The organism is Streptomyces sp. SudanB182_2057, from assembly GCF_964272715.1.
GTDB classification, from domain to species: domain Bacteria; phylum Actinomycetota; class Actinomycetes; order Streptomycetales; family Streptomycetaceae; genus Streptomyces; species Streptomyces rubradiris.
Map to the genome: position 1 here is coordinate 7,712,251 of NZ_OZ186798.1, position 17,277 is coordinate 7,729,527.

Sequence of the window (17,277 nt, forward strand, 5' to 3'; positions counted from 1 at the left end):
CGTGCCCTCCCCGCGCCGGGCCCCGCCCGGACGACGACGAGGTACCGCCGTGCCGCTCAGCCCGCCGACGAGTGGGTCTCGGCCCAGCGGTCCGACAGCTTGGGGATGCGATGCTCCAGCATTTTCGACGGCAGCTCCGCACGGCTGGCCACCTGCAACTTGCGGTAGACCCGGGTGAGGTGCTGCTCCACCGTGCTGATCGTGACATGCAGCCGGGTGCTGATCTCGCGGTTGGTGTAACCGAGCGCGGCCAGCCCGGCGACCCGGCACTCGGCGTCGCTGAGCAGGGCCGGGCCGTCCTCGGACTCGGTCGCGTCGGGCCGTACCGGGTCCTCCAGCAGGTGCGCGTCGACCGGCGACTCGATCCGGCAGGCTTCGGCCTCCCGGGCCGCCTGCCGGGCCACCAGCCGGGCCCGGGCGTACTCGCCGAGTTCGTAGTGCGCGGCGGACAGGTCGGCGTACGCCTGGGCCAGCGCGTAGCGGTCGCCGCACGTCTTGAGCAGGTCGATCGCCTCCCGCAGCAGCGAGGCCCGGCGGTGCGGCCGGCAGGTCGCGGCCAGCAGCCGCAGGGCCATGGCCCGGGCCCGGGAGCTGTGCCCGCCGGGCAGCCGCAGCTGCTCCTCGGCGTATTCGCGGGCCGTGCGGGCCTTGCCGATCCGCAGGTTGGCCAGGGCCAGGTCGGACCGCCAGGGGATGCCCTTCTGGAGGTTCGGGTTGCCCTCGCGCAGCAGCCGTCCGCAGGTCTCGAAGTCGCTCAGCGCCGCGAACGGCCGGTCGGTGGCGAGGTGGTGGTGGCCGCGGGCCCGCAGGTACTGGATGCCGAAGACGGTGCGGAACATGGGTTCCGGAACGTCGTGCTTGAGCAGTTCCTCGGCCTCGGCACAGCGGCCCAGGGCGGTGTAGGCGGAGACGGCCGTCGACAGTGGCAGGCCGATGAGCACCCCCCAGCTCTGGGCGCCCAGGATGCCGAGCGCGTCGAGCGCGCCCTGCGACGCGCTGGTCACGTCCCCCTGGAGCAGGGCTATCTCGGCCCGGATGGAGCCGAGCAGCGCTTGCCAGGTCGTCGCCCGGCGCTCCACGGCGCACTCCAGCAGCCCGTCGCAGGCGTCGGCGGCCAGCGCGGGCCGGTCGGCGTGGGCGATGGCCAGCAGGGACATCGCGACCAGTTCGAGGTTGAGGTGGTCCAGCCGGTGGCCTTGCAGGGCCTGGGCGACGGCCGCGGCGGACTCGTCGGTGGCCTCGCCGCCGACCAGGGCCGCCACCCGCGAGGCCAGTCCGCCGGCGTCGGCGCGCACCGGGCGGGGGCGCGCGTCGAGGCCGGCGACCGGGACACTCCTGCCGGGCAGCGCGACACCGTAGAACCACTGCCGTACGAACTCCACCTCGGCGACGATCTGCGCGTCGGCGGGCGACTGGACGCGCACGAGCGTGGCCACGGCCTTGGCCGCCAGCTCGGTGTCGCCCCGCCACAGCAGATAGCGCAGGACGGTGGCGGTGTCCCGCATGCTCAGCTCGCCGTCCAGCGCGGCCTCGCGCAGCGGCTCCAGGTGGGGGCCGGCCGCCGCCGGGTTGGTACGCCACTGGGCGCGGGCCAGGGCCACCGACAGGGCGTGGGCCTCGCGCCGGTCGGCGCACCCGCGCAGGACCATGCCGAGGTAGGCGGTGCAGCGCTCCACGTCGTCGGCGGCCAGCGCCTGTTCGGCGGCGGCGCGCAGCACTCCCGCCCCCCAGGAGGCCGGCACCAGGTCCGCGGCGTGCAGATGCCGGGCCACCTCGACGGCGGGGGCGCCGGAACGATACAGCAGGTGGGCGATCCGGCCGTGCAGCTCGGCGCGGGCGGCGGCGTCCATGTCCTCCAGCACGGCCGCGGCGGCGGTGGGGTGCCGGAAGGCGTGCCCGTCCAGCAGGCCGGAGGAGTTGAGGACGGCGACGGCTTCCTGGGTGCCGGCGGGCGTGGTGCCGGCCAGCTCCGCGACGGCGGCACCCGGCGCCGGGGTGCCGAGCGCGGCCAGGGCCCGGGCCACCCGGACCTGGCCCGCCTCGCCGCGGTGCAGCAGGGACAGCACGGCCTGGCGGTAGGCGGCGCCGGGGACGGGCGGGCCGATCTCGGGGCCGAGGCCGGCGCTGTCGTCCAGCAGGGCGTGCACGAGCAGCGGGCTGCCGGCGGTGGCCCGGTGGTAGGCGCCGCACACGGGTTCCGGCAGGGTGCGCCCGGCCTGGGCGGCGAGCAGCTCGCCGACGCTCGCCTCGGACAGCGGGGCCAGCCGGACCCGCCGGTGCGGCTGGCGCAGCAGCTCGGTGTGCGCGGCCGTGTGGAGCGCGCCGAGATGACCGGAGGTGGCGCACACCACGAGCACCCGCCGGCAGCGGCTGCGGCGCAGCAGGTGGACGACCGTCGTCAGGGAGTCCGGGTCCATGGCGTGGGCGTCGTCGAGGGCGAGGACCAGGGGCCGTTCGGCGGGGATCAGGCGCAGCAGCGCATCGGCCGCCTCGGCCGCCGGGGGAGCGGCGGACGCGGGGAGGGGGTGGGATCCGGGGTCCCGGGGGCGGCGGTCCGGCGCCGGGGAGCGCTCGGCGGAGGGGGCGTGGGGTGATGCGGCGTTCTCCGTCTCGGCGTTGCCGAGTAATTGCCCGACCAGACTCATCGGCTGGTTCCGTTCCGCCGCACTGGCCGTACCGGTCAGTATCCGGGCGTCGGCGCTGTTCAGTGTGGCGAGGAATTCGTGCATCAACTGGGTCTTGCCGGATCCGGGACCCCCCGTGATGATCACGAGTCGGCCGTTTCCCCGTGCACTGTCGTGTAATGCCTCGGCCAGGGACTGGAGTTCTCTCGAACGGCCGAAGATGTGCATCGTGCCTCTCCCCATGGACTCTTAATTCCGAACCGGATCATGCTCCGCTTTCCGCGTGATGAGTGGCGGCGGGGTGTCACGCGACGGTGCGTGGAGAGTTCACAAGGGCGGCGACGGCGTCGCAAAGGCGGCGCGCCGGAGCGGTTCGGGCCCTGGCGGACGGCTGCTGACCGGCGGCGCGGCGTGCGCGTGTCCGCCGGTGTGTTCCCTGCCTGCATCGCGAGAGGCGTTGCATCCTCTGGTCTCCCGTTGGCGCCGCGTACTGTGGACACCCCGCATGGATTCCGGCCAATTGCTGGCCGGAATCCATGCGGGGTGTCGCGGCTTTGCTGGTCGATCCCTGAATTAAAGTTCAGAAAGACATAGCAGACTGAAACGTTATCTGTCCAGGCCAACGTTGTCAACAGTCGTCATGTATCGGTCACTTATGGTCTCGTTATACCTCCTGCCTACTGGCTGGACGAACCGACGAGGCATCGTTTTACAGACCGTTTATTTACCGGTTGATGAATGAAAGGAACCGGGCGCGGGCCGTCGTGAGATCGGTCACGCGAAAGCCTTTCCGCTGCCCGTTCGGGCACCGGCCCCCGCCCGGGGCCGGGTCAGGGGAGGATCGAGTCGATGTACCCGCCGTCGACCCGCAACGCACCGCCGGTCGTCGCCGACGCCTGCTCAGAGGCGAGATAGACGACCATGTGGGCGATCTCCTCCGGCTCGATCAGCCGCTGGAGCAGGGACTGCGGGCGGTGCCGGCGCATGAACTCGCGCTGCGCCTCGGCCCAGGGCAGCTCCCGGTCGACCAGCTCGTATACGAAGTCCTCGACCCCGCCGGTGTGGGTGGGCCCCGCGATGACCGAGTTCACCGTCACGCCCGTGCCTGCGGCCTTCTTGGCGAAGCCCCGGCTCACCGCGAGCAGGGCGGTCTTCGACATCCCGTAGTGGATCATCTCCGCGGGGATGACCACCGCCGAGTCGCTCGCCACGTACTGCACGCGGCCCCAGCCGCGCTCCGTCATGCCCGGCAGAAACAGCCGGGTCAGCCGTACGGCGGCGAGGACGTTCACCTCGAAGTAACGCCGCCACTCCGCGTCGGTGATCTCCAGCGGGTCGGCGGCGCCGAAGACGCCGAGGTTGTTGACGAGGATGTCCACCCGCGGCAGCAGCTTCGCGACCCGGGCCGCGCCCTCGTCGGTGGAGACGTCGGCGGCCACCGCCACCGGCTCCGTGCCGGGCACCTCCCGCGCCAGCGCCTCCACGCTCTCGGTCACCCGCCGCTCGTCACGGCCGTTGACACCCACCTGGGCGCCGGCCCGGGCCAGCGCGACGGCGATGGCGGCACCGATGCCCTGCGTCGAGCCGGTGACCAGTGCGGTACGTCCTGTCAGATCGATGCGCATGAGGACACGAGTTCCCCTCGGCCCGCCGGCCTACCGCGGCCCGTGCCCGGCGGGCGCACCTGGCGAGGCCGACCGCTTCTCCCCGCACGATCCCGCGCGCCGCGTCAAGATCCCGTCAGCGCGGGGGAGCCGGGCGCCAAGGTCCCGTAAGGAACCGGTCGGGGGCGGCCGGAACCGGACACACCCTGGGTGCACCGCGCACCCGGTCCGCGCGCGACCGAAGAACGAAGGAGCACGCACCCATGTCCGTCCTGACCACCGGGCCCGGCACCGCCCCCGCCGATGAGGAGCCGCCCGATACCGGGGAACGGCACCGCCTGACCGCCGTCACCGGCCTGGCCGCGCTGTCCCTGGACGCGATGGCCTCCGTGGCGTACGGCCCGGAGGCCATCGCCCTGGTACTGGCCGCAGCGGGTGCCCGGGGCCTGGGGTTCACCCTGCCCGTCACCCTGGCCATCGCCGCGCTGCTCGCCGTACTCGTCGCCTCCTACCGGCAGGTGATCGCGGCCTTCCCCGACGGCGGCGGCTCCTACGCCGTGGCCAAGGCGCACCTGGGCACCCGCACCAGTCTGGTGGCCGCCGCCTCGCTGGTCCTGGACTACGTGCTGAACGTGGCCGTCGCCGTCACGGCGGGCGTGGCCGCGCTGACCTCAGCGTTCCCCGCCCTGTACGGCGCCCGGCTGTGGCTGTGCCTCGCCGTGCTCGCCTTGGTCACGGGCGTCAACCTGCGCGGGATCGCGGAGTCGGCGAAGGCGTTCATCGTGCCGACCGTCGTCTTCGTGGGCGCCGTCTTCGCGCTGATCGTCGTGGGGCTGTTCCGGTCCGCCCCGGTCAGCACGGCGACCGCGGCCGGCCACGCCTCGGTGGTCGCGGACAACGCCGGCGGGGTCGGGGCGCTGCTCCTGATCAAGGCGTTCGCCTCCGGGTGCAGCGCCCTGACCGGAGTCGAGGCCATCGCCAACGCCGTGCCCTCCTTCCGCGCCCCCCGGGTGCGGCGGGCCCAGCGCGCGGAGGCCGCCCTCGGCGCCGTCCTCGGCCTGATGCTGATCGGCCTGGCCGTGCTGATCGGCCGCTTCCACCTCCAGCCGGTCGCGGGCGTCACGGTCCTCGCCCAGCTCGCGGACGCCTCCCTCGGCCACAACGGGGCTTTCTACGTCCTCCAGTTCGCCACCATGATCCTGCTGGCGCTGTCCGCGAACACCTCCTTCGGCGGCCTGCCGGTGCTGCTGAAGCTGCTCGCCCGGGACAACTACCTGCCGCACGTCTTCGCGCTCAAGGCCGACCGGCAGGTGCACCGGCACGGGGTCCTGGCCCTCGCCGCGGTCTCGGCGGGCCTGCTGGTCTTCTCGGGCGGTGACACCAACACGCTGGTGCCGCTGTTCGCGATCGGGGTCTTCGTCGGCTTCACCGTCGCCCAGGTGGGCATGGTCCGGCACTGGCGCCTGCGACGAGGTCCCGGCTGGCGCGGGAAGGCCCTGCTCAACGGCCTCGGCGCGCTGCTCACCGGGGTCTCGGCCAGCGTGGTCACGGCGAGCAAGCTCACCGAGGGCGCCTGGCTGGTGGTCGTGGCACTGCCGCTGCTGGTCGCCGTCTTCGTCGCCGTGCGCCGGGCCTACGACCGCATCGGGGAGCGGCTCGGTCTCGGCCGCGTCCCGGAGCCCCCGCACCGCGAGCGCTCGCTGGTGATCGTCCCGGTGTCCTCGCTGTCCCGGCTGACCTCCGAGGCGCTGACGGCCGCCGCCTCCCTGGGCGACGAGGTCCGGGCCGTGACCGTCTGCCACTCGGACCCGGAGGACCGCGCCGCGCTGCACGCCCTGGAGCGGTCCTGGGCCGCGTGGGACCCCGGTGTGCCGCTGGTGCGGCTGCACTGCGCCCGGCGCGGCCTCGGCCGGCCGATCGCCGCCTACGTCCGCCAGGCGGCCGCCGCCGAGCCCGGCACCCGGGTCACCGTGCTGATCCCGGAGACCGAGCCGGAGCGGCCGTGGCAGCGGCTGCTGCAGAACCAGCGGGGCGCGGTCGTCGCGCACGCCGTGCGCCGGGAGACGGACGCGGTGATCTGCCGCCTGAGGTTCCGGCCGGCCTGATGCCTCGCGAGAACACGCGACCGGCCGCCGGTGACGACCGGTAGCCGTAAGAAAACCGTCAAAGACACGGGCGAGGCCGTAAGAGAGGCGTCAACAAGCGGCCGGATCCGGCCAGAGAGGCGCTTTCCTCGTACTCGTCCGTTTCCACCGAACCTCACTCCAGGAGTTCGCGATGGCCGATCTGGCCTTCGTCGTCACCGTGCTCGCCGGTTTCGCGCTGGTGGCTCTCGTCGCCAAGGGGGTGACGAAGCTGTGACCGCCGAGAACATCGTCGGCCTGGTCGTGGCCGTCGCCCTGCTGGGCTACCTCGTCCTCGCCCTGATCTTCCCGGAGAGGTTCTGAGCGCGCACATGGGTCCCGTACTGGCAGGCGTGCTGCAACTGCTCGCCCTCGTGGGCGTGCTGGCGCTCGTCCACATCCCCTTCGGCAACTACATGGCCCGGGTCTACTCCTCGAAGAAGCACCTGCGGGCGGAGAGGTGGATCTACCGGGGCATCGGCGCCGACCCCGACGCCCAGATGACCTGGCCCGCGTACCTGCGCGGTGTGCTGGCCTTCTCGCTCGCCGGTGTCCTCTTCCTCTATCTGCTCCAGCGGCTCCAGGGCGTCCTGCCCGGCTCGTTCGGCTTCTCCTCGGTCAGCCCGGCGCAGTCGTTCAACACGGCCGTGTCGTTCGTGACCAACACCAACTGGCAGTCGTACGCCGGTGAGCAGACCATGGGCCACGTCGTGCAGACCGCCGGCCTGGCCGTGCAGAACTTCGTGTCGGCCGCCGTCGGCATGGCGGTGGCGGTGGCGCTCGTGCGCGGCTTCTCCCGGTCGCGCTCCGGCGAACTCGGCAACTTCTGGGCCGACCTGGTGCGCGGCACCCTGCGGATCCTGGTGCCCGTCGCGGCGCTCGCCGCCGTGGTGCTGGTGGCGTGCGGGGCGCTGCAGAACTTCTCCGGCGTCCACGAGGTCGGGCAGTTCATGGGCGGCCGGCAGCAGTGGGGCGGCGGCGCCTACGCCTCGCAGGAGGCCATCAAGGAACTGGGCACCAACGGCGGCGGCGTCGCCAACGCCAACAGTGCCCACCCGTTCGAGAACCCGACCCCGTTCACGAACCTGCTGGAGATCTTCCTCATCCTGGTGATCCCCTTCTCGCTGACCCGCACCTTCGGCGTACTGGTCGGCAACGTCAGGCAGGGCTACGCGATCCTCGGCACCATGGCCGGCATCTGGCTGGGCTTCGTCGCGCTGATGATGTGGACCGAGTTCGCCCACCACGGCCCGGCGCTCCAGGCCGCCGGCGGGGCGATGGAGGGCAAGGAGGTCCGCTTCGGCATCGGCGGCTCCTCGCTCTTCGCGGTGACGACCACGCTCACGTCGACCGGCGCGGTGGACTCCTTCCACTCCTCCTTCACGGGCCTGGGCGGCGGCATCACGATGCTCGGCATGATGCTGGGCGAGATCGCGCCCGGCGGTGTCGGCTCCGGCCTGTACGGCATGCTGATCATGGCGGTGATCGCGGTGTTCATCGCCGGCCTGATGGTCGGCCGGACACCCGAGTACCTGGGCAAGAAGATCGGCGCCCGCGAGATGAAGCTGGCCGCCTGCTACATCCTCGTCACCCCGGCGCTGGTGCTGGTCTTCACCGCGGCCTCGCTCGCCCTGCCGACCCCGCCGCACTCGATGCTCAACCCGGGCGCGCACGGTTTCTCCGAGGTCCTGTACGCGTTCACCTCGGCGTCGAACAACAACGGCTCGGCCTTCGCCGGCCTGAACGCCAACACCGACTGGTTCAACACCATGACCGGACTCGCCATGCTGCTCGGCCGTTTCCTGCCGATGGTGTTCGTGCTGGCCCTCGCCGGCTCGCTGGCCGGGCAGCGGCCCGTCCCCGTGACGGCGGGCACCCTGCGCACCGAGAAGCCGCTGTTCACCGGCCTGCTGGTGGGCGCCATCCTGATCATCACCGGTCTCACCTACTTCCCGGCCCTGGCACTGGGCCCGCTCGCGGAGGGCCTGGCGTGATGAGCACCGACGTACACAAGCAAGAGGACTCGATGTCCACTCCCACCCTCGCGCCCCACCACGACACACCGACGGGGCACCAGACCGCCGAGGGCCGCGTCCGAGCGGGCCTCTTCGACCCCCGGCAGCTCGTCACATCGCTGCCGGACGCCTTCCGCAAGCTCGACCCGCGGGTGATGGCCAAGTCCCCCGTGATGTTCGTGGTGTGGATCGGCTCGGTGCTGACCACGGTCTTCTCCCTCAAGGACCCCGGCGACTGGTTCGGCTGGACCATCAGTGTCTGGCTGTGGCTGACCGTGCTGTTCGCCAATCTGGCGGAGGCGGTCGCCGAGGGCCGGGGCAAGGCCCAGGCCGACACCCTGCGCAAGGCCAAGACCGACACCGTCGCCCGTCGGCTGCTGCCGGACGGCTCCGAGGAGCGGGTCCCCGGCACCGGGCTCACCGTCGGCGACCTGGTGGTCTGCGAGGCCGGGGACGTCATCCCCGGTGACGGGGACGTCGTGGAGGGCGTCGCGTCCGTGGACGAGTCGGCCATCACCGGCGAGTCCGCGCCGGTCATCCGCGAGTCCGGCGGCGACCGCAGCGCCGTCACGGGCGGCACGAAGGTGCTGTCGGACCGGATCGTCGTCAGGATCACCACCCGGCCCGGGGAGACCTTCATCGACCGGATGATCGGCCTCGTGGAGGGCGCGGCCCGGCAGAAGACCCCCAACGAGATCGCGCTGAACATCCTGCTGGCCTCGCTGACCATCGTGTTCCTGCTGGCCTGCGCCACCCTGCCGCCGTTCGCCGGCCACGCCGGCACCCATCTGACGATGGTGGTGCTGGTCGCCCTGCTGGTCTGCCTGATCCCGACCACGATCGGCGCCCTGCTCTCCGCGATCGGCATCGCGGGCATGGACCGCCTGGTGCAGCGCAATGTGCTGGCCATGTCGGGGCGTGCGGTCGAGGCCGCCGGTGATGTCTCGACGCTGCTGCTGGACAAGACCGGCACCATCACCCTCGGCAACCGGCAGGCCGCCGAGTTCGTGCCGGTGCGCGGCACGACCGAGGCCGAGGTCGCCGACGCCGCCCAGCTGTCGTCGCTGGCCGACGAGACCCCCGAGGGCCGCTCCGTCGTCGTCCTGGCGAAGGAGCGGTACGGGCTGCGGGAGCGGCACCGGGGCGAACTCGTCGGCGCCGAGTGGGTCGCCTTCACCGCCCAGACCCGCATGTCGGGCGTGGACGTCGACGGCCGCAGGGTCCGCAAGGGCGCCACCGCCTCGGTCATCGCCTGGGTGGAGGAGCGGGGCGGCACGGTCGCCGAGGACGCGGACCGGATCGCCGACCGGATCTCCGCGGCCGGCGGCACCCCGCTGCTGGTCGCGGTGGAGGACGCGGGCGGCGCCCGGGTGCTCGGCGTCATCCACCTCAAGGACGTCGTCAAGGAGGGCATGCGGGAGCGGTTCGAGGAACTGCGCCGCATGGGCATCAGAACGGTCATGATCACGGGCGACAACCCGCTGACCGCCCGGGCCATCGCCGAGGAGGCGGGCGTGGACGACTTCCTCGCCGAGGCCACCCCCGAGGACAAGATGGCCCTCATCAAACGGGAGCAGGCCGGCGGCAGGCTGGTCGCGATGACCGGCGACGGCACCAATGACGCGCCGGCCCTCGCCCAGGCGGACGTCGGCGTGGCCATGAACACCGGTACGTCGGCCGCCAAGGAGGCCGGCAACATGGTCGACCTCGACTCCAACCCGACCAAGCTGATCGAGATCGTCGAGATCGGCAAGCAACTCCTCATCACGCGCGGCGCGTTGACGACGTTCTCCATCGCCAACGACGTGGCGAAGTACTTCGCGATCATCCCGGCGCTGTTCGCGGCGGTCTACCCGGGCCTGGACAAGCTGAACATCATGCGGCTGTCCTCGCCGGACTCCGCGATCCTGTCGGCGGTCGTCTTCAACGCGCTGATCATCGTCGCGCTGGTACCGCTGTCGCTGAAGGGCGTGCGGTACCGGCCGATGAGCGCGGACCGGATGCTGCGCCGCAACCTCGGCGTCTACGGCGTCGGCGGCCTGATCGCGCCGTTCGCCGGCATCAAGCTCATCGACCTGCTCGTCTCTCTGATCCCCGGGATCGGGTGAAGGACATGAAGAACTCCGTTGTGAACACCGGCCGTCTGCTCGGCGCGGGCCTGCGCGCGCTGCTGGTGCTGACCGTGCTCACAGGCGTCCTCTATCCGCTGGCCGTCACCGGTGTGGCCCAGGCGCTGTTCCGCGGCGCGGCGAACGGTTCGGAGACCGAGGCGGACGGCAAGGTCGTCGGCTCGTCGCTGATCGGGCAACAGGGCTACAGCCTGCGGTACTTCCAGCCCCGCCCGGCACACGGACTGGCCGAGAACTCGGTCAACACCCAGTACCGGCTGCTCGTGTCCGGGGCGACCAATCTCGCCGCCGACAACAAGGAGTTGCTCCGGCAGGTCGAGGACGCCAAGGCCAAGGTGGTCCGGGACAACTCGGTGCCCGGTCACCCGGTCCGTCCCTCGGACGTCCCCGCCGACGCCGTCACCTCCTCCGGCTCCGGCCTGGACCCGGACATCTCCCCGGCCTACGCCGCCCTCCAGGTGCACCGGGTCGCCGCGCGGAACCACCTGCCCGTCGCCGCGGTACGCGAGCTGGTCGCGGACCACACCGAGGGGCGCACGCTGGGATTCATCGGCGAACCGCGCGTGAACGTCCTGGAGTTGAACATCGCGCTCAAGGACCTCGCGGCCAGGCGGTGACGGCCTTACGCGACCGCACGGGAGCCGGCGGCACCATGGCCCGTCCCGGTGCCGCCGGCTCCCACGGCCCTGACAGGAAAGGTGCACACCCATGACCCGGGTCCTCGTCGTGGAGGACGACCCGCAGCTCGTACGGGCCCTCGTGATCAACCTCCAGGCCCGCCGGTACGGCGTCGACGCGGCCCCCGACGGGGTCACCGCGCTCCGGCTCGCGGCCGCCCAGCGGCCCGACGTCGTGCTGCTGGACCTCGGCCTGCCCGACATGGACGGCGTCGACGTGCTCAGGGCCCTGCGCGGCTGGACCCGCGTCCCCGTCCTGGTCCTGTCCGCCCGGCAGGCCTCGGACGAGAAGGTCGCCGCGCTGGACGCCGGCGCCGACGACTACGTCACCAAGCCGTTCAGCATGGACGAGCTGCTCGCCCGGTTACGGGCCGCCGTCCGCCGCACCGAGGAGGCACCGCCGGTTCCGGAGCGGACCGTGGTGGAGACGGAGGCATTCACCATCGACCTGTGTGCGAAGAAGGCCGTACGCGACGGCCGGGAGGTCCGTCTCACCCCCACCGAATGGCATCTGCTGGAGATCCTGGTCACCCGCCCAGGCCGGCTCGTCACACAGAAGCATCTGCTCCAGGAGGTCTGGGGGGTCTCCCGCAGCGACAAGAGCAACTACCTGCGCGTCTACATGGCCCAACTGCGCCGCAAACTGGAGACCGACCCCTCCCACCCGCGCTACCTGATCACCGAACCGGGCATGGGCTACCGCTTCGAAGGCTGAAACCGCCGCCCACGTGTCCGGCGACGCCGGTTCGTCACGTGAAGCCGGCCTGCGCATGCCCCGGTGGTGGTGCCGGAACGGCGTCACGGGCCGGTGAGGAGGACCAGTTGGCCGGTGGCCCGGGTCATGGCGACGTAGCGGTCCACCGCTCCCTGGACGCCGGTGCCGAAGTGGTCCGGGTCGACCAGGACGACCAGGTCGAATTCCAGGCCCTTCGTCAGCTCCGGGGGCAGCGAGCGGACTTGGGACGTCGCCGGGAACGTGGGGTCGCCGATGACGCAGGCCGTCCCGTCCGCGTGTGCGGCCAGCCAGGTGTCCAGGACGGGGCGCAGGTCCGCGACCGGCCCGTGGACCACGGGGAGACCCCCGCGGCGCACGGACACGGGCACGTTGGCGTCGGGCAGCGCTGCCCGGATGACCGGCTCGGCCTCGGCCATGACCTCCTCCGGCGTCCGGTAGTTCACGCTGAGCGAGGCCAGCCGGATCCGGTCGAACCCGACCCGCTCCAGCCGCTCCCGCCACGACTCCGTGAACCCGTGCCTGGCCTGCGCCCGGTCCCCGACGATGGTGAAGCTCCTGGACGGGCACCGCTGGAGCAGCATCTGCCACTCGGCGTCGGTCAGTTCCTGCGCCTCGTCCACCACGATGTGCGCGAACGGCCCGGCGAGCAGGTCGGGGTCGGCCGAGGGCAGTTCGGCCTCGTCCACCAGGCTGACCTCCGCGTCCTCGCCGCGCAGCATCCGCACCAGGCCCTCGCCGTCGTCCCCGTCGGCCCCGGAGGACGACACGGCCTCTATCAGGTTGTCGACGACCCGCGTCATGCGCTCCCGCTGTGCCGCGAGGACCGCCACGCGCCGCCGTTCGCGCCGTGCCACGTCCGGGTCGCCGAGCCGCTGCCGCGCCGCGTCCAGCAGCGGCAGGTCCGACACCGTCCACGCCTGGGCGTCCGCGCGCCGCAACCGCCGGACCTCGTCGGGGGCCAGCCAGGGCGCGCACAGCCGCAGATAGGCGGGCACCGTCCACAGGTCCCCGACCAGGTCGGCCGCCTCCAGCAGCGGCCACGCCCGGTCGACGGCCGCCAGCAGCTCCCGGTTCGCCCGCAGCGACCTGCGCAGCAGCTCGGGCGGGGCATCGCCGTCGTGCTTGTCCTGAAGGATCGTCAGCAGCTCCTCCAGTACCTGCTCGCGGGCCTCGTTGTGCGGGGTGCCCGGTTCCGCCGCGTCGAACGCCGCCGCCCAGTCCTCGGCGGTCAGCCTGATGTCGGACCACGGGGTGGTGACCGTCATCCCCTCGGCGGGCGGTTCCTCGTAGAACCTGACGGCCGTCTCGATCGCCCGCACCATCCGCGCGGACGACTTCAGCCGGGCCACCTCCGGGTCGGCCTCGGCCACCGCTTCCGCTCCCTCGGCGACGAGGTCCCGCAGCGTGCAGGTCTGCACGCCCTCCTCGCCGAGGCCGGGCAGCACGTCGGAGACGTAGGACAGGTACGGCCGGTGCGGGCCGACGAACAGCACCCTGCCCCGGCGGCGGCCGAGCCGGGGATCGGCGTACAGGAGGTAGGCGGAACGGTGCAGGGCGACGACGGTCTTGCCGGTGCCCGGGCCGCCGTCCACGACGAGCGCGCCCCGGGAGTCCGCCCGGATGACGGCGTCCTGGTCGGCCTGGATGGTGCCGAGCACATCCCGCATCCGCGCCGAACGGCTGCCGCCGAGACCGGCGATGAACGCGGACTGGTCGTCCAGCGCGGCGTGTCCCACCAGGCCCTCGGCGGTGAACACCTCGTCCCAGTAGTCACCGATCCGGCCGTTCGTCCAGCGGTACCGGCGGCGGCTCGCCAGGCCCATGGGGTTCGCGTGGGTGGCCCCGAAGAACGGCTCGGCAGCGGGGGAGCGCCAGTCGACCAGCAGCCGCCGGCCCGTGCTGTCGGTGAGGCCGAGCCGTCCGACGTACACCGGCTCGGACTCGTCCGCGGCGACCATGCGCCCCAGGCACAGGTCCAGGCCGAAGCGGCGCAGCGTGCGCAGCCGGGCGGTCAGCCGGTGGATCTCCGCGTCCCGGTCCATCGCCTGCCGGCCGGTGCCGCCGGGCGCCCTGCGTTCGGCGTCGAGACGGCCGGACAGTTCGGCGATGGACTGTTCCAGACACTCCGCGATCGCCGCGAAGTGCCGTTCGTCGTCGGCGATCAGCGCCGGATCGGCCTTGGCGGACAGCCGGTCGGGCAGGTCGAAGGCACTGGTGGTCAGGTGGGGTGTCACGTGGGAGTCTCCGATGTGGCCGCGGGTTCGGCCGGGTAGTGGTAGGGGCGTCGGGGGAGTCGGGGCCGGCGGTCGAGCCGGAGGGGACCGGTGACCGAACTGGCCGGGACCGGCGATTCTGTCAGCACGAAGCGGCGGCCCGGTCCGCCGGGAATCACGGTTCTGTGTGCCGGACCGGCCGTCCCGTCAGCAGGGAGCGGCAGTCGCGCCGGCCGGACTGGCGATTCCCGTCAGCGGGGAGTAGCGGTCGTACCCGCCGGGCCGATGGTTCTCTCAGCCGGATGTGGCGACATCGAGCAGCAGTCGCGCCGCCACCGACGCCCCGTCCGCGCGGACCCGGCCCGCCACCGAGGTCGCTCGCGCGCGGGTCGCGGGGGCGAGCGCCGTGCGGAGCGCCGCCGACAGCGAGGCGACGGTGGGGGCGGGGCCGTCGTGGGCCGCGCCGATGCCCAGTTCCGCGACCCGGCCCGCCCAGTACGGCTGGTCCGCCGCCTGCGCCACCACCACCTGGGCCGCTCCGGCCCGGGCGGCCGTCGTCGTGGTGCCCGCGCCGCCGTGGTGCACGACGGCGGCCACCCGGGCGAACAGTGCCTGCTGGTTGACCTCCCCGACCTCGAAGCGGTCGTCCCGGTCGCCGCCGGGGGACAGCTCCGCCCAGCCGCGCGCCAGGACCATGCGGCGGCCCTGCGCGCGGACCGCCTCGACGGCGACCCGCGCCATGTCCGCCGCCGCGTGCAGGGGCATGCTGCCGAAGCCCACGTAGACCGGCGGAGCGCCGGCGTCGAGGAACGCCACCAGGTCGGCGGGGAGCGGTCGCGTGTCGGGCAGGATCCACGCGCCGGTCTGTACGACGTCGAGGTCCGCGGTCTCGTGCCACGGGTCCAGGAACGGATCGCTCGCCAGCCAGGGCCGGTCGCCGACGACGTAGGCGCGGACGTCGTCCACCGGCGGCAGGCCGAGGGAGGCCCGGTTGGTGTTGAGCGCCTCGCCGAACAGCGCGTTGATGTTCTGGGCGTCCAGTTCCCACAGCGTCTCGTGGTCGGTCACCTCGGGCGGGAGCGGGCGGCCCGGATACGCCAGCGGCCGGCGGTGCGGGGCGGGCAGGGTGAGCTGCTGGAAGGTGACGGACACCGAGGGGATGCCCAGTTTCTCGGCCACCGACAGCGCGCCCGCGGCGGCGGGCAGCGCACCGGTCGCCACCAGCAGATCGCATCCCTCGGCCGCCTCGGTGACCGGCCCGAGTTGACCGGCGATCAGCTGGGCCGCGCGCTCGGGCAGGGAGGCGGGGGAGGGCGCCGCCCGCGTCAGCGCGCGGGCCGAGGGGCCGACCGGCACCAGCGGCACGCCGATGCCGGCCAGCCGCCGGGCGAAGTCCTCGTCCGGCGGCGCGCACACCCGCACCTCGGCGCCCAGTTCGCGCAACCGGACCGCGAGCCCGGCCAGCGGTTCCACGTCCCCACGTGACCCAAAGGTCGACAACAGCACACGCACTTCGCAGAACTCCTGTTTCGGTGGCTTCCCGGCTCAGGCCGACGATTCTGCGGTACGAAGGGGGCCTTGCCGCAAGGCCCCCTGTGCGCTATAAGTTAAGAGTGGCAAGGAGTGGGTGACCTCCTTGCCTTTGTCTTTTCCCTCGGGTTTCCCTCGGCTTCCGCCGACTTCCCTCAGCGGCCGTGTTCTCCGGCCGCGCGGTCCCGTTCCGTCCTGGCCCAGGCGACATGGCCGTCCGGTCGGATCAGCGCGGCGCGCACCCCGGCCCAGGCGGCCGGCGGCCGGAGGAGGGCGCCGGTGTGCCGGAGGGCGCCCGGTGCCGAGGGCCCGTCGGGCGTGTCCCCGACGAGGTCGAGCAGGAGCGGGCGACCCGGGCGCAGCAGGGAGAACAGCCCCTCGGCTCCCTCGACGGCCAGGTCCGGGGCGCGGGTGCCGGTGAGCGGATGGGCGGCCGGGTCCGCGGGCGGGTAGCCGTCGGAGAGTCCGGAGACCCGCTCGGCCAGCGTCGCGTTGAGGGCCGGCTGGGAGGCCAGCAGTGCGCCCAACTCCGCGCGGAGCGCGAGCCCTTCGGTCGAGAAGGCCGTCATCAGGGCGGTCTGGGCGCGGCTGCTCTCCAGCAGGCGGGCGCCCACCGGGTGGCGCTCGTCGTGGTAGGAGTCCAGCAGCGCCTCGCCGGCCCGGCCGGCGAGGACGGCCGCGAGCTTCCAGCCGAGGTTGTGCGCGTCCTGGATGCCGACGTTCATGCCCACCCCGCCGGTGGGGAAGTGCTGGTGGGCGGCGTCCCCGGCGAGCAGCACCCGCCCGTCGCGGTAGCGCTCGGCCTGCCGGGTGGCGTTGCCGAAGCGGGAGAGCCAGACGGGGTCGCGCAGCCCGAAGTCCCGCCCGGTGATCGCCCGTACCTTGGCCCGCAGCTCGTCCAGGGTGAGATCGCCCGGCCAGGTGGCGGTCAGGTCGTCCGGGGTGATGCCGACCAGCCGGGTCGTGCCGCCGGGCAGCGGGACGGCCATCAGTCCGCCGGACGGGCCGCAGACACTGAACCCGGGCGGCGGGGGGCTGTCCAGCCGTACGTCCCCGAGGAAGCCCAGGACGGTGGCGGGCGTGCCGGGGAAGCCGATGTCGGCCGCCGCGCGGACGGTGCTGCGCACTCCGTCGCAGCCGACGGCGTACGCGGCCCGCAGGTCGTACGGCCCCTCGGGGCCCTGTATGCGGACGGTCACCGCGTCCGGCGCCTGGGTCAGGCCGGTGACGCGGTGTCCGCGCAGGAGGCGCGCGCCCAGCGCGAGCGCACGCTCCTGGAGGAACTCCTCCGTCCTGGCCTGCGGGAGCGCCAGGGTGTACGGGAACGGGGTGTCCAGCGCGCGGAAGTCCAGCCGGGTGCCGAGCCCGCCGTAGTGGCCGCTCGGGATGGGGGTCCCCGCCTCCAGGAAGGGGCCGTGGGCGCCCCGCGACGCCAGGATCTCCAGGGTGCGGGGATGCACGGTGAGCGCCCTGGACCGCCGGTCGGGCTCCGGGCGTTCCTCCACGACGGTGACCGTGACCCCGCCCAGCCGCAGTTCGGCGGCGAGCCAGAGCCCGACGGGGCCTCCTCCGGCGATGACGACCTGCTGTTCCACGCCTGCCTCCTTCTTGGTCAGTGACCAACGA

The 17,277-nt window shown here is 73.0% G+C and carries 11 protein-coding genes; 6 read left to right on the forward strand and 5 right to left on the reverse strand.

Features of this window, described 5'->3' with window-relative positions; genetic code table 11:
* Positions 1 to 56 precede the first annotated feature (56 nt).
* On the reverse strand, positions 57 to 2,852 hold the full coding sequence (locus tag ACSURM_RS34290; protein ID WP_436959846.1) for an AAA family ATPase: 2,796 nt from the start codon (positions 2,850 to 2,852) through the stop codon (positions 57 to 59).
* 602 nt (positions 2,853 to 3,454) lie between these two features.
* Positions 3,455 to 4,249, reverse strand: coding sequence for an SDR family NAD(P)-dependent oxidoreductase (locus ACSURM_RS34295; RefSeq protein ID WP_436959847.1), 795 nt, complete (start codon positions 4,247 to 4,249; stop codon positions 3,455 to 3,457).
* A gap of 242 nt (positions 4,250 to 4,491) precedes the next feature.
* On the opposite strand from ACSURM_RS34295, the gene ACSURM_RS34300 reads away from it, so the two are divergent.
* The 6 genes from ACSURM_RS34300 to ACSURM_RS34325 all read left to right on the forward strand — a co-directional run bounded on the left by ACSURM_RS34300 (position 4,492) and on the right by ACSURM_RS34325 (position 11,887).
* Positions 4,492 to 6,333, forward strand: a complete 1,842-nt coding sequence (locus tag ACSURM_RS34300; RefSeq protein WP_436959848.1) for an APC family permease — start codon at positions 4,492 to 4,494, stop codon at positions 6,331 to 6,333.
* A 252-nt stretch (positions 6,334 to 6,585) separates the two neighbouring features.
* The gene (gene kdpF, locus ACSURM_RS34305; RefSeq protein WP_016434100.1) at positions 6,586 to 6,675 is read left to right on the forward strand and encodes a K(+)-transporting ATPase subunit F; all 90 of its coding nucleotides are present in this window, start codon (positions 6,586 to 6,588) and stop codon (positions 6,673 to 6,675) included.
* A gap of 8 nt (positions 6,676 to 6,683) precedes the next feature.
* The gene (gene kdpA, locus ACSURM_RS34310; RefSeq protein WP_436959849.1) at positions 6,684 to 8,345 is read left to right on the forward strand and encodes a potassium-transporting ATPase subunit KdpA; all 1,662 of its coding nucleotides are present in this window, start codon (positions 6,684 to 6,686) and stop codon (positions 8,343 to 8,345) included.
* Complete coding sequence (kdpB, locus tag ACSURM_RS34315; RefSeq protein ID WP_436959850.1) at positions 8,345 to 10,474, forward strand: potassium-transporting ATPase subunit KdpB; 2,130 nt, start codon at positions 8,345 to 8,347, stop codon at positions 10,472 to 10,474. Before kdpA ends, kdpB begins: the two co-directional genes overlap by 1 nt.
* A 5-nt stretch (positions 10,475 to 10,479) precedes the next feature.
* Positions 10,480 to 11,112, forward strand: coding sequence for a potassium-transporting ATPase subunit C (locus ACSURM_RS34320; protein WP_436959851.1), 633 nt, complete (start codon positions 10,480 to 10,482; stop codon positions 11,110 to 11,112).
* A gap of 91 nt (positions 11,113 to 11,203) precedes the next feature.
* The gene (locus tag ACSURM_RS34325) at positions 11,204 to 11,887 is read left to right on the forward strand and encodes a response regulator (RefSeq protein ID WP_436959852.1); all 684 of its coding nucleotides are present in this window, start codon (positions 11,204 to 11,206) and stop codon (positions 11,885 to 11,887) included.
* 83 nt (positions 11,888 to 11,970) lie between these two features.
* Here ACSURM_RS34325 and helR read toward each other — a convergent pair whose 3' ends face one another.
* The 3 genes from helR to ACSURM_RS34340 form a co-directional block, all read right to left on the reverse strand.
* Positions 11,971 to 14,142, reverse strand: a complete 2,172-nt coding sequence (helR, locus tag ACSURM_RS34330; protein WP_436959853.1) for an RNA polymerase recycling motor ATPase HelR — start codon at positions 14,140 to 14,142, stop codon at positions 11,971 to 11,973.
* A gap of 273 nt (positions 14,143 to 14,415) precedes the next feature.
* Complete coding sequence (locus ACSURM_RS34335) at positions 14,416 to 15,627, reverse strand: glycosyltransferase (protein WP_436961245.1); 1,212 nt, start codon at positions 15,625 to 15,627, stop codon at positions 14,416 to 14,418.
* A 179-nt stretch (positions 15,628 to 15,806) separates the two neighbouring features.
* On the reverse strand, positions 15,807 to 17,246 hold the full coding sequence (locus ACSURM_RS34340; protein WP_436959854.1) for an FAD-dependent monooxygenase: 1,440 nt from the start codon (positions 17,244 to 17,246) through the stop codon (positions 15,807 to 15,809).
* Positions 17,247 to 17,277 lie beyond the last annotated feature (31 nt).

Coding starts and splice junctions, on each gene's coding strand:
- ACSURM_RS34290 (WP_436959846.1), bottom strand. CDS start 2,852: ATGCACATCTTCGGCCGTTCGAGAGAACTCCAGTCCCTGGCCGAGGCA.
- ACSURM_RS34295 (WP_436959847.1), bottom strand. CDS start 4,249: ATGCGCATCGATCTGACAGGACGTACCGCACTGGTCACCGGCTCGACG.
- ACSURM_RS34300 (WP_436959848.1), top strand. CDS start 4,492: ATGTCCGTCCTGACCACCGGGCCCGGCACCGCCCCCGCCGATGAGGAG.
- kdpA (WP_436959849.1), top strand. CDS start 6,684: ATGGGTCCCGTACTGGCAGGCGTGCTGCAACTGCTCGCCCTCGTGGGC.
- kdpB (WP_436959850.1), top strand. CDS start 8,345: ATGAGCACCGACGTACACAAGCAAGAGGACTCGATGTCCACTCCCACC.
- ACSURM_RS34320 (WP_436959851.1), top strand. CDS start 10,480: ATGAAGAACTCCGTTGTGAACACCGGCCGTCTGCTCGGCGCGGGCCTG.
- ACSURM_RS34325 (WP_436959852.1), top strand. CDS start 11,204: ATGACCCGGGTCCTCGTCGTGGAGGACGACCCGCAGCTCGTACGGGCC.